General features: G+C 34.9%; 11 protein-coding genes. 3 read left to right on the top strand and 8 right to left on the bottom strand.

What is annotated here, in order from left to right:
* Positions 1 to 223: 223 nt before the first annotated feature.
* The 3 genes from aceE (at position 224) to lpdA (ending at position 6,023) form a co-directional block, all read left to right on the top strand.
* Complete coding sequence (gene aceE / locus CJP74_RS05000) at positions 224 to 2,896, top strand: pyruvate dehydrogenase (acetyl-transferring), homodimeric type (protein WP_119497183.1); 2,673 nt, start codon at positions 224 to 226, stop codon at positions 2,894 to 2,896.
* A gap of 85 nt (positions 2,897 to 2,981) precedes the next feature.
* Positions 2,982 to 4,586 (top strand): dihydrolipoyllysine-residue acetyltransferase, encoded by a 1,605-nt coding sequence (gene aceF, locus CJP74_RS04995; RefSeq protein WP_119497182.1) that lies wholly within the window; start codon positions 2,982 to 2,984, stop codon positions 4,584 to 4,586.
* 15 nt (positions 4,587 to 4,601) lie between these two features.
* Positions 4,602 to 6,023 (top strand): dihydrolipoyl dehydrogenase, encoded by a 1,422-nt coding sequence (lpdA, locus tag CJP74_RS04990; protein WP_119497181.1) that lies wholly within the window; start codon positions 4,602 to 4,604, stop codon positions 6,021 to 6,023.
* A gap of 109 nt (positions 6,024 to 6,132) precedes the next feature.
* Here lpdA and CJP74_RS04985 read toward each other — a convergent pair whose 3' ends face one another.
* From CJP74_RS04985 to CJP74_RS04950, 8 genes are all read right to left on the bottom strand, one after another.
* Positions 6,133 to 6,861 (bottom strand): TerC family protein, encoded by a 729-nt coding sequence (locus CJP74_RS04985; protein ID WP_119497180.1) that lies wholly within the window; start codon positions 6,859 to 6,861, stop codon positions 6,133 to 6,135.
* Positions 6,862 to 6,928: 67 nt separating this feature from the next.
* The gene (rpsU, locus tag CJP74_RS04980) at positions 6,929 to 7,144 is read right to left on the bottom strand and encodes a 30S ribosomal protein S21 (protein ID WP_119497179.1); all 216 of its coding nucleotides are present in this window, start codon (positions 7,142 to 7,144) and stop codon (positions 6,929 to 6,931) included.
* A 157-nt stretch (positions 7,145 to 7,301) separates the two neighbouring features.
* Positions 7,302 to 9,716 (bottom strand): RNB domain-containing ribonuclease, encoded by a 2,415-nt coding sequence (locus CJP74_RS04975; RefSeq protein WP_119497178.1) that lies wholly within the window; start codon positions 9,714 to 9,716, stop codon positions 7,302 to 7,304.
* 70 nt (positions 9,717 to 9,786) lie between these two features.
* Positions 9,787 to 10,578 carry an enoyl-ACP reductase FabI gene (locus CJP74_RS04970; protein ID WP_119497177.1) on the bottom strand — a complete coding sequence of 264 codons (792 nt, stop codon included), beginning with the start codon at positions 10,576 to 10,578 and terminating at the stop codon, positions 9,787 to 9,789.
* 22 nt (positions 10,579 to 10,600) lie between these two features.
* A complete protein-coding gene (locus CJP74_RS04965) occupies positions 10,601 to 10,924 on the bottom strand; it encodes an outer membrane protein assembly factor BamE (protein WP_119497176.1) in 324 nt (107 codons plus the stop codon).
* Between the two features lie 95 nt (positions 10,925 to 11,019).
* Positions 11,020 to 11,847: an alanine racemase gene (locus CJP74_RS04960; protein ID WP_119497175.1), complete on the bottom strand. Its 828-nt coding sequence runs from the start codon at positions 11,845 to 11,847 to the stop codon at positions 11,020 to 11,022.
* A 77-nt stretch (positions 11,848 to 11,924) separates the two neighbouring features.
* Positions 11,925 to 13,004, bottom strand: a complete 1,080-nt coding sequence (gene fbaA, locus CJP74_RS04955) for a class II fructose-bisphosphate aldolase (RefSeq protein WP_119497174.1) — start codon at positions 13,002 to 13,004, stop codon at positions 11,925 to 11,927.
* Between the two features lie 28 nt (positions 13,005 to 13,032).
* The gene (locus CJP74_RS04950) at positions 13,033 to 14,202 is read right to left on the bottom strand and encodes a phosphoglycerate kinase (protein ID WP_119497173.1); all 1,170 of its coding nucleotides are present in this window, start codon (positions 14,200 to 14,202) and stop codon (positions 13,033 to 13,035) included.
* Between the last annotated feature and the right edge of the window lie 278 nt (positions 14,203 to 14,480).

The raw sequence follows: 14,480 nt of genomic DNA, 5'->3' as shown, positions 1-14,480 counted from the left end.
CGCTTGTAAATTACCATTAATACGTTTATGCACTTGTGTATATTTGATTAATATGTAAAACAATGTAATTTCTTTATATGTTTCTATATAACGTTTTTAGTTATTGAATTATGTAGAGCAATTGTTGTGTGGGGTCATACCCCCCCAAGGTACCACACAAACAAAGTACTTTATGTTAATTTAATTAAAATATTAAGCTAACAAAATTGTAAAAGGACATAAAATGTCAAACATCAATACTAATGATATCGATCCTATTGAAACACAAGAATGGCTTGACTCTTTAAATTCAGTATTAACAAATGAAGGTAAAGAGAGAGCTAAATACATTATCGATCGTTTACTTGCTCACGCTGGTTCAAAAAACATTGAACTTCCTTCTGCACTAAATACACCTTACGTAAACACTATTTCTGAAGCTGAAGAAGTAGCTTATCCAGGTGATGAAGCATTAGAAAAACGCATTCAAGCAGCAATTCGTTGGAATGCGATTGCAATGGTTCAACACGCACAGAAAAAAAATGTGGAATTAGGTGGTCACTTAGCATCATACCAATCAGTATCTGATTTATGGGAAGTAGGTTTTAACCACTTCTTCCGTGCAGCTACTGACGTAGATGGTGGTGACTTAGTATACTTCCAAGGTCACTCTTCACCAGGTGTTTATGCACGTGCATATGTTGAAGGTCGTTTAACTGACGAACAAGCTAACAACTTACGTCAAGAAGCATTTGTTGATGGTTTATCATCTTATCCTCACCCTCACTTAATGCCTACATTCTGGCAATTCCCAACAGTATCAATGGGTTTAGGTGGTTTAACATCAATCTACCAAGCTCGTTACTTAAAATACTTACATCACCGTGGTCTAAAAGACACTTCTAACCAAACAGTTTGGGCTTTCTTAGGTGATGGTGAATGTGATGAAGTAGAATCAAAAGGTGCTTTATCTGTAGCTGGTCGTGAAGGTTTAGACAACCTAGTATTTGTTGTTAACTGTAACTTACAACGTCTAGATGGTCCTGTATTTGGTAACGGTAAAATCGTTAACGAATTAGAAGGTATTTTCGCTGGAGCTAAATGGAAAGTTATTAAGCTTCTATGGGGTTCTACATGGCAAAAACTTCTAGACAAAGATACTTCTGGTAAATTATTACAATTATTAAGCGAAACAGTTGATGGTGACTTCCAAAACTTCAACTCAAAAGATGGTGCTTACTACCGTGAACACTTATTCTCAAGATATCCTGAAACTTTAGAATTAGTTAAAGATTTATCTGATGAAGAGTTAAGTCACTTAGTAACTGGTGGTCACGACTTCACAAAAATCTATAATGCATTCAAAGCAGCTAAAGAAACTAAAGGTCAACCTGTAGTAATCTTAGCTCAAACAATTAAAGGTATTGGTTTAGGTCACGCTGCTCAAGGTTTAAATATCGCTCACCAAGTGAAAAAATTAAACATTGATTCATTAAAATACATCCGTGACGAATACAAATTACCTTTAACTGATGACCAAGTAGCTAATTTAGATTTCGTTAAATTCGCTGAAGGTACTGAAGAATACAACTACTTACACGGTCACCGTAAAGCTTTAGGTGGTTACCTACCACAACGTCGTGAACGTTTTGATGTTGACTTCCCAGTTCCATCAATTGAAGATCTTAAATTAGGTTCTTTATTACAAAAACAAGAACGTCCAATTTCTACAACTTTAGGTTTTGTACGTTACTTAACTGCTTTATTAGAAAATGAAGCAATTGGTAAAAACATTGTTCCAATCGTAGCTGACGAATCTCGTACTTTCGGTATGGAAGGTTTATTCCGTAAAGTGGGTATCTACTCACCATTCGGTCAAACATATACACCGCAAGACAGATCATCTGTAGCTTACTATAAAGAAGATCAAACAGGTCAATTATTACAAGAAGGTATTAACGAAGCTGGTGCTACATCTTCTTGGATTGCAGCTGCAACTTCTTACTCTACAAACAATGTACCAACAATTCCATTCTTTATCTACTACTCAATGTTCGGTTTCCAACGTGTAGCAGATTTATTATGGTTAGCATGTGACCAAAAAGCTCGTGGTTTCTTAATTGGTGCAACTTCAGGTCGTACAACATTAAACGGTGAAGGTTTACAACACCAAGATGGTCACTCACACGTAATTTCTAGTACTATGCCAGGTGTTAGATCTTACGATCCAGCATACGTTTACGAGTTAGCGGTAATTATCGAAGACGGTATTAAACGTATGTACGGTCCAGCACAAGAAAATGTACTCTACTACATTACTTCTTTAAATGAAACTTACGATCAACCTGCAATGCCAGAAGGTGCTAAAGAAGGTATCGTTAAAGGTATTTACAAACTTAAAGAAGTTCCTGCTGAAGGCGAAACAGTTGCAGAAGTTCAATTATTAGGTTCTGGTGCAATTTTACGTCACGTAGTAGAAGCAGCTGAATTATTAGCTAAATACGGTATTAAATCACACGTTCACTCAGTAACTTCATTCACTGAATTAGCTCGTGATGGTCAACGTTGTGAACATAAACACCGTCTAAACCCATTTGAAGCACAAGAAATCCCTTACGTAACTAGTCACTTACAAAACTTACCAACAGTTGCTGCAACTGACTACATGCGTGCATACTCTGAACAAATCCGTGCTTACTTACCAACAGCTAACTATAACACTTTAGGTACTGATGGTTACGGTCGTTCAGACAGCCGTGAAAACTTACGTGAATTCTTCGAAGTAAATGCTAAATACGTTGCTTTAGCTTCTGTATACGCATTATTACGTCAAAGAACATTAAAACCTGAAACAGCTAAACAAATTATTGCTGACTTAGGTATTGATCCTAACAAACCTTACAGCTTAGATTTATAATTTTAGGTTTTTTCGGTTCTAACTAAATGGGGTCGGTTGACCCCGTTTAGAAATCTTTCTTAATTTCAATAAAGGGTTTTTATAAATGGCTAAACAAGTTCAAATGCCAGACATTGGTACAGATGAAGTGAATTTAGTTTCATTATCAATTAAAGTTGGTGATGTAATTAAAGCTGACCAAGAAATTGCTACCGTAGAAGGCGATAAAGCTTCAATGGAAATCCCAGCACCTGAAGCTGGTAAAGTTACTGAAGTATTTGTTAAAGTTGGTGATAAAGTTAAAACTGGTGTTCCTTTCTACTCAGTAGAATCAGCAGACGCTGCTGCTCAAGCACCTCAAGCTGAAGCTCCAAAAGCAGAAGCTGCACCAGCACCTGCGGCAGCAGCTGCAGTTGAAGTTATCAACTTACCTGATATCGGTAACGATGAAGTAAACGTTGCTTCTTTAAAAGTTAAAGTAGGTGATGTTGTAAAAGCTGATCAAGATTTATTAACTGTTGAAGGTGATAAAGCATCTATGGATGTTCCATCTCCTAAAGCAGGTAAAATCGTTGAGATTTTAATTAAAGAAGGTGATAAAGTTAAAACTGGTACTCCTGCATTCAAATTTGAAGTAGCAGGTGCTCCAGCGGCTGCACAAGCTCCAGCGGCAGCTCCAGCAGCTGAAGCTCCAAAAGCGGCTCCTGCTCCAGCAGCAGCTCCAGCTCCAGCAGCAACAGGTGCAGTTAAAGGCTTACCACAAGCTCAAGTTGAAGCTTCTGCAGCATTTGCACACGCTTCTCCATTAGTTCGTCGTCATGCACGTGAATATGGCGTTAATTTAGATAAAGTTAAAGCTACAGGTCCTAGAGGTCGTGTATTACCAGAAGATGTATTAGCATATATTAAAAATGCTGTTGAAGCTGTACAAACAGGTAAAGTTTCAGGTGGTACATCAGTTGGTGGCTTAAACTTATTACCATGGCCAAACATCGACTTCTCTAAATTTGGTGAAGTTGAAGTTAAAGAAATGGGTCGTATTCCAAAAATCTCTGGTCAAAACTTACACCGTAACTGGGTAATGATTCCTCACGTTACAGCGTTTGACTGGGCAGATGTTACTGACTTAGAAGACTTCCGTAAACAACAAAACGCTTTAGCTGTTAAACGTAAACTAGATGTTAAAATTACTCCATTAGTTTTCATTATGAAAGCTGTGGCAAAAGCATTAGCTAAATATCCTAAATTTAACTCTAGCTTATCAGCTGACGCGTCAGAAATGACATTCAAAAAATACATTAACTTAGGTATTGCTGTAGATACTCCTAATGGTTTAGTGGTTCCAGTAATTCGTGATGTTGATCAAAAAGGTATTATTGAATTAAGCCAAGAATTAGCAGTAATTAGCCAAAAAGCTCGTGCTGGTAAATTAACTGGTTCTGATATGGCTGGTGGTTGTTTCACTATTTCTTCTTTAGGTGGTATTGGTACTTCTGGTTTCACACCAATCGTTAATGCTCCTGAAGTTGCAATTTTAGGTGTTTCTCGTTCAGAAACTCGTGCTGTTTGGAATGGTTCTTCATTCGTTCCACGCTTAATGTTACCATTATGCTTATCATTCGACCACCGTGCGATCGATGGTGCTGATGGTGCTCGTTTCATTACAGCTGTAAATGAAGCATTAAGTGATTTACGCACATTAATCATGTAATTGGTAGGGGAAACAATGTCTAACGAAATTTCAACACAAGTAGTTGTAATTGGTGCAGGCCCTGCTGGTTATTCAGCAGCATTCCGTGCAGCAGACTTAGGTAAAAAAGTAGTTTTAATCGAAAAACACTCATCTTTAGGTGGTGTATGTTTAAATGTTGGATGTATTCCTTCTAAAGCATTATTACACGTATCTAAAGTAATCAATGAAGCAAAAACTTTAGCTTCACACGGTGTTACTTTCGTTGACCCAAACATCGATCTAGACGGTATCCGTAAATATAAAGAAGGTGTTGTAACAAAATTAACTTCAGGTTTAGCTGGTATGGCTAAAGCTCGTAAAGTTGAAGTTGTTAGAGGTTGGGCTCAATTTAAAGATAAAAACACTATCAGTGTAGCTTTAACTGATGGCGGTGAAACTGTTGTTAAATTTGAACACGCTATTATCGCTTCAGGTTCAACAGCTGTAACTTTACCATTCATTCCACACGAAGACCCAAGAGTTTGGGATTCAACTGACGCATTAAAACTAGAAACAGTTCCTAACCGTTTACTAGTTGTTGGTGGTGGTATTATCGGTATGGAAATGGCTACTGTTTACTCAACATTAGGTTCTAAAGTAACTGTTGTTGAGCCAGCACCACACGTAATTCCTCCTGCAGATGCTGAGTTAGTACAAGTATTAACAACTGCATTAAAAGGTAAAATTGAATTCCGCGTAAATACAGGTGTTAAAGCAGTAGAAGCAAAAGAAGATGCAGTTTATGTAACTATGGAAGGTGATGTAAACGCAACTGAAGGCTTTGATGCTGTATTAGTTGCTGTTGGTCGTCGTCCAAATGGTAAAACATTAAATGCAGAAGCAGCTGGTGTTAAAGTAACTGATCGTGGCTTTATTGAAGTTGACAAACAAATGCGTACAAATGTAGATAACATTTTTGCTATCGGTGACGTTGTTGGTCAACCTATGTTAGCTCACAAAGGCGTACACGAAGGTCACGTTGCTGCTGAAGTTATTGCAGGACAAAAACACTACTTTGATCCACGTGTAATTCCTTCAATTGCATATACTGAACCTGAAATTGCTTGGGTTGGTAAAACTGAACGTGAATTAAAAGAAGCTGGTGTAAATTACGAAGCAGCAGTATTCCCATGGGCAGCATCAGGTCGTGCAGTAGCTTCTGACGCAGCTAATGGTTTAACTAAACTACTATTCGATAAAGATACTAACCTAATCTTAGGTGCAGGTATTGTAGGTACAAATGCTGGTGAACTTCTAGGTGAAATTTGCTTAGCAATTGAAATGGGTGCTGAAGCAGAAGATGTAGCATTAACTATCCATGCTCACCCTACACTACACGAATCAGTTGGTTTAGCAGCTGAAATTTACACAGGTGCAATCACTGACTTCCCAAATAAAAAAGCAGTTAAAAAATAATTAAATTTATTTAACTTTAAATGTATTCGAACGTTAAAAGCCCACCCGATAATTTCGGGTGGGCTTTTAAATTAATAAAAAGAGGTTCTTTTTAAGAACCTCTTTTATTTTATTTATTACGCTCAAGGTTACGTTCTTTTATTAATACTAAAATATTTACTAATAAAGAGAATCCCATAGCAGCGTATAAGTAACTTTTATCGAAGTGAATATGTAAACCTTCAATAACTAGGACAATACCAACTAAAACTAAGAAGGTTAAAGCTAGTATTTTTAATGAAGGATATTTATCCACAACTTTAACAATAAAGTTAGCAAATGCCATCATAAAGAGAATGGCAATGATTACAGCTAAAACCATAACCGTTAAGTGTTGTGCAAGTCCGATTGCAGTAATTACTGAATCTAAAGAGAATACAGCGTCCATAATAAGAATTTGCACTATTACTGCTGTAAAGCTCGAATAAACTCTACCACGTTCATTATGCTCTTCTTCTGAAGCTTCAAATAAGAATTCTTTAAGCTCGGTTATAGCTTTATATATTAAAAACAAACCACCGAGAAGTAGTACTATATCCCGACTTGTAACATCAAAACTTCCTATAGAGAAGAGAGGTTTTACTAAATGACTTAACCAGGCGAGAGTAAAAAGCAATAATATCCGCACTAGCATTGCCATAGATAAACCAATTATCTGAGCTTTGCGTCTAAATTGTTCTGGTAACTTGTTTACTAGTACTGCGATTACAACAATATTATCAATACCAAGAATAATCTCTAATAAAGTTAATGTTAAAAGCGATAAGTAAAACTCTGGTGATAGTAGAAGATCTAACATTTTTTTAAAACGTTCTCGATTGTAAAATTAAGAAGGAGTCCGTTAACGAACTCCTTCTATTATAAAATTAGTATAAACGGTTGTGACGTGAATTTTCACGAGCTACACGTTTAGCATTACGTTTTTTAGCAGTCGCTTTTAAACGTTTGCGGATAGTAGCTGGTTTTTCGTAGAATTCGCGGTTACGAACTTCTGCTAAAATACCTGCTTTTTCACAACTACGTTTGAAACGACGTAAAGCTACGTCGAATGTTTCATTTTCACGAACTTTAATTACTGGCATTAGCCACACCTCGTTATAATTAACTTGAAAAATTGTAATAATATAACTGCAATGCAGTTATATAAAGTTATCATTTATTTAAAGGGGACTAGTTCCTAAGTCAATAAAATATATATTCGGACATATTATAGCAAAAATTAAATCTAAAGTAAAATTTTTAAATGTCATATAAATTATTTAACTCATCCCAAGAGTATACAATTTTTCCTTCTTCAATACGTCGTAAACTAACTTTAAGCTTATCACCTAAAGTATAGCATTTACCATTGAGGTTAAACTCTAATAGGTTTACATCAACATTTATCTCTGCAGGAATTTTATCTACTAAAGTTGAGCTCTTATAGTAGATATAACCAGGGATACCAGATTTAACATCTTTCACGCGAATTGAAGTAGCTAAAACTGAAGTAATCTCTACTTCAAACTCTTGATCATGATGTAGCGATAAATACTGAGCATCTAAAACTGAAGTAATCTTGTTACGAATTATTCGCGTACTATTTTTAGTATCGTTAATTTTATTTAAAATTTGCTCGTCAACCTCTTCAGTTTTTTGGTCAAGAATAAAAGATTTTAAGTTTCTTTGGTTAATAATATCTACATAGCGACGTATAGGCGAAGTTGCATTAGTATAAGCTTCGAGTCCTAATCCATAGTGTTCGTTATTTACCTTATCGTATTCAGAACTACCCATAAAGCGTAAGATTCTACTTGCATAAACCTTATTAAAGTTAAAGAAAATCTCTTTAATTTTATGGTAGTTTTCCATATCAATTTCAGTTAAATTAATGTATGGTTTTAACTCTTCAAAATGTTTTTGCTCGTATAAACCATTTATATACTTATTAAAATTAAGTATATTACCGTCTTTAATACCAAATTGATTGTAATAAATGCAAGGAATATTATAATTATCTAAATACAATGCTGTATAGTAATTATAACTTAACATACATTCGCTAATAAAATTATGGGTTTCTCTTAGAACACGCGGAATAATATCGATACACTTACCTTGCTCATCAATAATATAAGTATTATTGTTAGCACTATATAAAACACTACGACAGTTATCAACTCGCCATTGGATTCTTTTGTCGTAAAATTCTTGTAAGTCTTTAAGTAAAGCTATAATTTTACTTGCAGGGATTCCATGACCTGATAAATCCACCTCTTTATGTTCAAAAAGTAGATCTGATGTTTGGTCATACGATAGTTTTGCTTTGTTGTTAATAGTCGCAATACGATACTCTAGTCCCGTAAAATTTGCCTGTTCATCAAAGTAAATAAAGCCTACTACCGCAGGGCGATTTTGCTGTTCTAATAACGAGCTCTCTCGCATGATATTTATTGGTAGCATATTTAACACAAATGCTGGCAAATAATAGGTTTGTAATACTTCTTTAGCTCGCTGATCTGCTTGAGATCCTGGAGAAAAGAAAGTAGTTGGATCTGCAATCCCAACTGCTAAAATATACTTAGTATTTTCAGGGACGTTTAATTTAGCATTATTTAAACTAGGACAAGTTTTAAAATTATAACTTTGTAATTTAACTGGGTTCTTAGTATAGGTTTTCCTATCATCACTAAAACCTACGACTAAATCTTCAGGAGAAATTTTATGAACGAGAATTACGTCATCTACATCTTCGGTTTCTTCACTATCAATAGAAATAAACGGAATCTCGGTTAGATCACAACGTAAATTATTATCTTTGTCTTGCTCAAGCGGTACTTCTATATCATCTGTTGGTAAATCAAATTTCTTTAATTCACTTAACCAGAGGTATTTAGGATCACCTAGTTCACACACATAGTTATCAATTGCAAACTCAAAATTACTATTTTTGTTCTCTAATTTTGCTGTAGGGTTAATAAGAGTAGCTAAAACTATTGAATTTGTTGTTAATTGTTTTGTATTAACTTTTTCATTAACTTGACTAACAACAAATTTAGTAACTACATTAGCAGTATCGAGTAATTTTATTTTTAGTGGTGCTAATGAAATGACTTGGGCTGGCACTTTTATATAAGGATGATTGATCACATTTTTAATGTGGGCAACTTTACCCTTAATTTGCGAACCACATACATAAGATACATTAAATTGATCAAGTACTAAGGCTGTTTCACTAGGGGCGACAAAAATGTCCTTCCCTGATTGTTCAATAAAAGCAAAACCTTTTGGGTTAATGCGTACTGAACCTACAAGTTGAAGGTGTAGTAGACGATGTTTGTTGTCATGCACGCAAGTACATACTGTACCATCGCAAATACTAAAAGTAGCATTGCGCAAATCATTAAGAAAATTGCACTTACACACAGCTCGTTCTTTAGCTGTGATCTTTGCTTTAGTTTCATTTGTAATGGTAAAAGTTTTATCATATTTGCCAAGATAAACTTCATAGCCATCTTCTAAAAAGCTAATGCTATTTTCTTTTGTCTGCTTAATCTTTTTTACTACTTTTTTCTTTTGATTTTGCGTGTTATTATGCTTAAATTTATTCTCTTTTTTCTCTTGAGCTAATTCTTCTTTTAGCGCAAGTAATTTGGAAAACGTATTTTTATGCATGAGAATTAAAGATAAAAATTATAGAAAAAGCCTAATTCATGTGAATTAGGCTTTTTCCAAGAAATCAAAATTAATTTTCTAAGAAAGTTTCGTTCATTGCTGCGATAGAGAAACCGCCGTCAACGTGGATAACTTCACCTGTTACACCAGAAGCTAAATTAGATAATAAATAAGCTGCTGTACCACCTACTTCACGTGTAGTTACAGTACGACGTAATGGTGCAGAATGTTCAAAGTAGTCTAACATTCTAGAGAAGTTTTTAATACCTTTAGCTGCTAGAGTTTTAATTGGACCTGCAGAGATTGCGTTACAACGAATACCTTTGTAACCTAATGCATTAGCAATATAGCGCACGTTTGCTTCTAATGAAGCTTTTGCAAGACCCATTACATTATAGTTAGGGATTGCACGCTCAGCACCAAGATATGTTAAAGTAACAATTGAAGCACCTTCATTTAAGTAAGGAACTGCAGCTTTAGTCATAGCCGCTAATGAGTAAGAAGAAGTATCATGAGCAATACGGAAACCTTCTCTTGTTACCGCATCTACATAGTTACCATCTAATTGTTCAGCACCTGCAAACGCAATTGAGTGCACAAAACCATCAAATGTAGGCCATACTTTTGCTAAGTCTTCGAAGCATTTAGCAATAGATTCGTCATCTGAAGCATTTAATTCTAAAACAATATCAGAACCAAATTCTGCTGCAAATTTTTCTACACGACCTTTTAATTTATCACCAAAATATGTGAATGCTAGTTCTGCACCTTGTTCTTTAAGTTCTTGTGCAATACCGTATGCAATTGAAAGATTTGAAGCAATACCAGTAACTAAGATTTTCTTATTTTTTAGAATACCCATTTTTATATCCAATAAGTAATTATTAATTTGAAGGATTATCTAAATAACCAAATGTTGATACTTGGTTATTAACAAATGTTACAGCAAATACCTTTTCGCTTACGTGACCTCTTGAGTCCACTACACGCGAAATATAAAACCATGTATCTTCACTTAAAGTTTTATATACGTTTGGTGTCCCAAGAAGATAAAGCACTTGCTCTTTATTAAAGCCATTTTTTAATTGACTAATTTGATCTTGCTCTAAAACCGAACCTTCATTTTTAACAGGTTGGTAAATAAGAGAACAAGCTGAAAGACTTACAACGCTAACAGCTGTTAAGCAAATAAGAAGAAATTTTCTCATTTAAAATGAAACCTTATAATGCATAAAAAAATTATGCCTAAATCTATATAAAAATAAGTTTACTGCTTTTATTATAGCATAAGAGCAAATAAAATTTATTTAAATAATGCCGAACCAATTCTTACTTGCGTACTACCATTTTGTATAGCAACATCAAGACTATCGGTCATGCCCATAGATAAAGTTGTTATTTGGTACTTTTCTTGTAACTGTAAAAAAGTATTATGAGCAAACTCATATTCAGAAGGGAGATTTTCGGTGCTAGCAATAAACATAAGTCCTTGAAGGCTTACATTTTCTAAACTATTGATTAGTTGGGCAAGGGTAAAAATCTCTTCTTGACTACATCCAGCTCTATTATCGCCTTGGGCAAGAGGTGATCTTAGTTGTAAAAGAACTTGCATCACTTTATTTTGCTTTTGTGCTCCCTGTTGGATCTTTAATAAGGCTTTTTCTGAGCTAACGGCATCTATGCTATCAGCAAAACTACATACTTCATTAATTTTTCGTGATTGCACATTGCCAATAATATGTAATTTAACTTGGGCAAGCATTTGCTGAATATGCAAGATAAAGTCTCTATTTTCTAGTTTTTGCCCATAGTTAGTTAAAAACTGAATATCTTGCCAAGTTTCTAAGGCAAAATCTTGCTCTAACTCTTTGGGAAAACTATTTTTTCTTAAGCTCTCTAGATATTCCGGCTGAGAAAAAATAGTTCTAATTAGCTGTAAAGACTTATATTTACGGTGGGCTTCTTGTACGTAGTTTTCCCCAATTAGAGTACAGCCATTTACAATTTGGGCAAATAATTGCTCGGTAGTTGCATACTTACTTACCACCATGAGCTCTACATTCGCATTAGCAATTTTTGCTTGAATTGATTTTAAGTTTGCAGTTAAGCGTTCATATAAAGCATAACTCATAGTTACTACTCCAGAAGTATAAAAAAGGGGAGAGCCTAAGCTCTCCCTTTTCTTTCGAATACTTCACTTATTAAAAATTATAAAGTGTTTTTAGAATTTAAATTGTCCATAGCTTCGCCGATGCGCTCAACCATTGAAGATTGTGCGTGACGTAACCAGTTACGTGGATCGTAGTATTTTTTGTTAGGAGCGTCAGGACCGTTAGGGTTACCTAATTGACCTTGTAAGTAAGCTTCGTTTTCTTTATAGAATTTTAAAACACCTTCCCATGTAGCCCATTGAGTATCAGTATCGATATTCATTTTAACTACACCGTATGATACAGCTTCTTTGATTTCTTCTGGAGTAGAACCTGAACCACCGTGGAATACGAATGCTACTGGTTTATCAGTTGCAGTATTGTGTTTTTCAGATACGAATTTTTGACCGTTTAATAAAATTTTCGGAGTTAATTTAACATTACCTGGTTTGTAAACACCGTGAACGTTACCAAATGCAGCAGCAATAGTAAAGCGGTGTGAAACTTTAGATAATTCAGTATAAACGTAGTCAATTTCTTCTGGTTTAGAGTATAAATCTGCTGGATCACGGTGAGAGTTATCAACACCATCTTCTTCACCACCAGTAATACCTAGTTCCATTTCTAAAGTCATACCTAGTTTATCCATACGAGCTAGGTATTGTTTACATAATTCTACGTTCTCTTCTAATGGTTCTTCTGATAAGTCGATCATGTGAGAAGAGAATAGTGGTTTACCGTGTTTTTGGAAGTATTCTTCACCAGCGTCTAATAGGTGATCGATCCATGGTAATAATTTTTTCGCACAGTGGTCTGTGTGTAATACAACAGGAACACCATATTTTTCAGCTAATAAGTGAACTTGTTGAGCACCAACGATAGCACCTAAAGCTGCTTTATAGTGAGCATCAGCATCTAAGCCTTTACCAGCGATAAATTGTGCACCACCATTAGAGAATTGTACGATTACAGGTGAACGGTATTTAGCCGCTGCTTCCATTACCGCGTTAACTGAGTCAGAACCAATACAGTTTACTGCAGGTAATGCAAAGTTGTGTTCGTGACAGATTTGGAATAATTTTTGTAAATCATCACCAGTTACAACACCTGGTTTAATTACGTCTAAAACTTTAGTCATTTTAAAATTTTCTCCAATGTATGAAAAATTATTTGTTACGTTCTTCTAAAATAGCAACTGCAGGTAAAACTTTACCTTCAACAAATTCTAAGAATGCACCGCCACCTGTAGAGATGTAAGAGATTTTATCTTTCAGACCGAATAAATCGATAGCTGCTAAAGTATCACCACCACCTGCTACTGAGAACGCGTTAGATTCAGCGATTGCTTCTGCTAAATCTTTTGTACCTTTACGGAATTCAGCAAATTCGAAAACGCCTACTGGACCATTCCATAAAATAGTACCTGCATTTTTAACGATTTCTGCTAATTCAGCTGAAGAACGATCACCGATATCGAAAATCATATCGTCTGCTGCAATATCTTTAACATCTTTTTCTACAGCTTTTTCGTTTTCATCGAATTTTTTACCAACACGAACGTCAACAGGTAAAGGAACTTTAACTTGTTGTGCTAAACGTTGTGCTTCTGGTAATAAGTCATCTTCACATAAAGATGTACCAATTTCGTTACCAGCTGCTTTTAAGAATGTATTAGCGATACCGCCACCAACGATAATTTGGTCAGCTACTTTAGATAAGTTATCTAAAACAGTTAACTTAGTAGATACTTTTGAACCACCTACGATTGCAACTAATGGACGTTTAGGATCTTTTAATACTTTACCTAAAGCTTCTAATTCAGCACTTAATAAAGGACCAGCAACAGCTTCTTTAGCAAATTTTGCTACAGCGTGAGTAGAAGCTTGTGCACGGTGAGCTGTACCGAAAGCATCCATTACGAATACATCACATAATTGAGCGTATGCTTTACCAAGCTCTTCGTTGTCTTTTTTCTCACCTTTGTTAAAGCGAACGTTTTCAAGAACAACTACTTCATTTTCACCTACTTCTACCTTGTCTTTACCAACATAGTCTTTTTCAAGACGTACTTTAACACCTGGTAAAGCTTTTGCTAAGTAGTCAACTACAGGTTGTAAACTAAATTGTTCATCGTATTCACCTTCTGTAGGACGACCTAAGTGAGAAGTAATTAAAACTTTAGCTTTGTTTTCTAAAGCATATTTAATTGTTGGAAGAGTAGCAACAATACGTGCATCTGATGTTACAACGCCATCTTTAACTGGAACGTTTAAATCTGCACGAATGAATAAAACTTTATTATTGATGTCTAAATCTTTTAATTGTTTTACAGACATGGTTCTCTCCTGTAATATATTCAAACCAACGATATTATACCACGCTATTAAAAAAAATCTGTGTAAGTTGTAATCTTAATTAAACTTATATCTCTATAATGCTTAAAAAATAATAACTTAATAAAACTTTTAATCGGAATACCCAAGTAAGTTACAAGGTTATTATTCACATGGAAATATAATTTGCAAAATTTTAAACTTCTTGCAGTTTTATTGCTTAATTTATTAAAAATTAATGATTTTAGTTCAAATCCTCTGCGGAAATAAATATAGAGTAA

The sequence above is a fragment of the Psittacicella melopsittaci genome (genome assembly GCF_003585925.1).
GTDB lineage: Bacteria > Pseudomonadota > Gammaproteobacteria > Enterobacterales > Psittacicellaceae > Psittacicella > Psittacicella melopsittaci.
The sequence above is the reverse complement of the archived record's forward strand: the minus strand, read 5'-3'. Positions and strand labels throughout refer to the sequence as shown.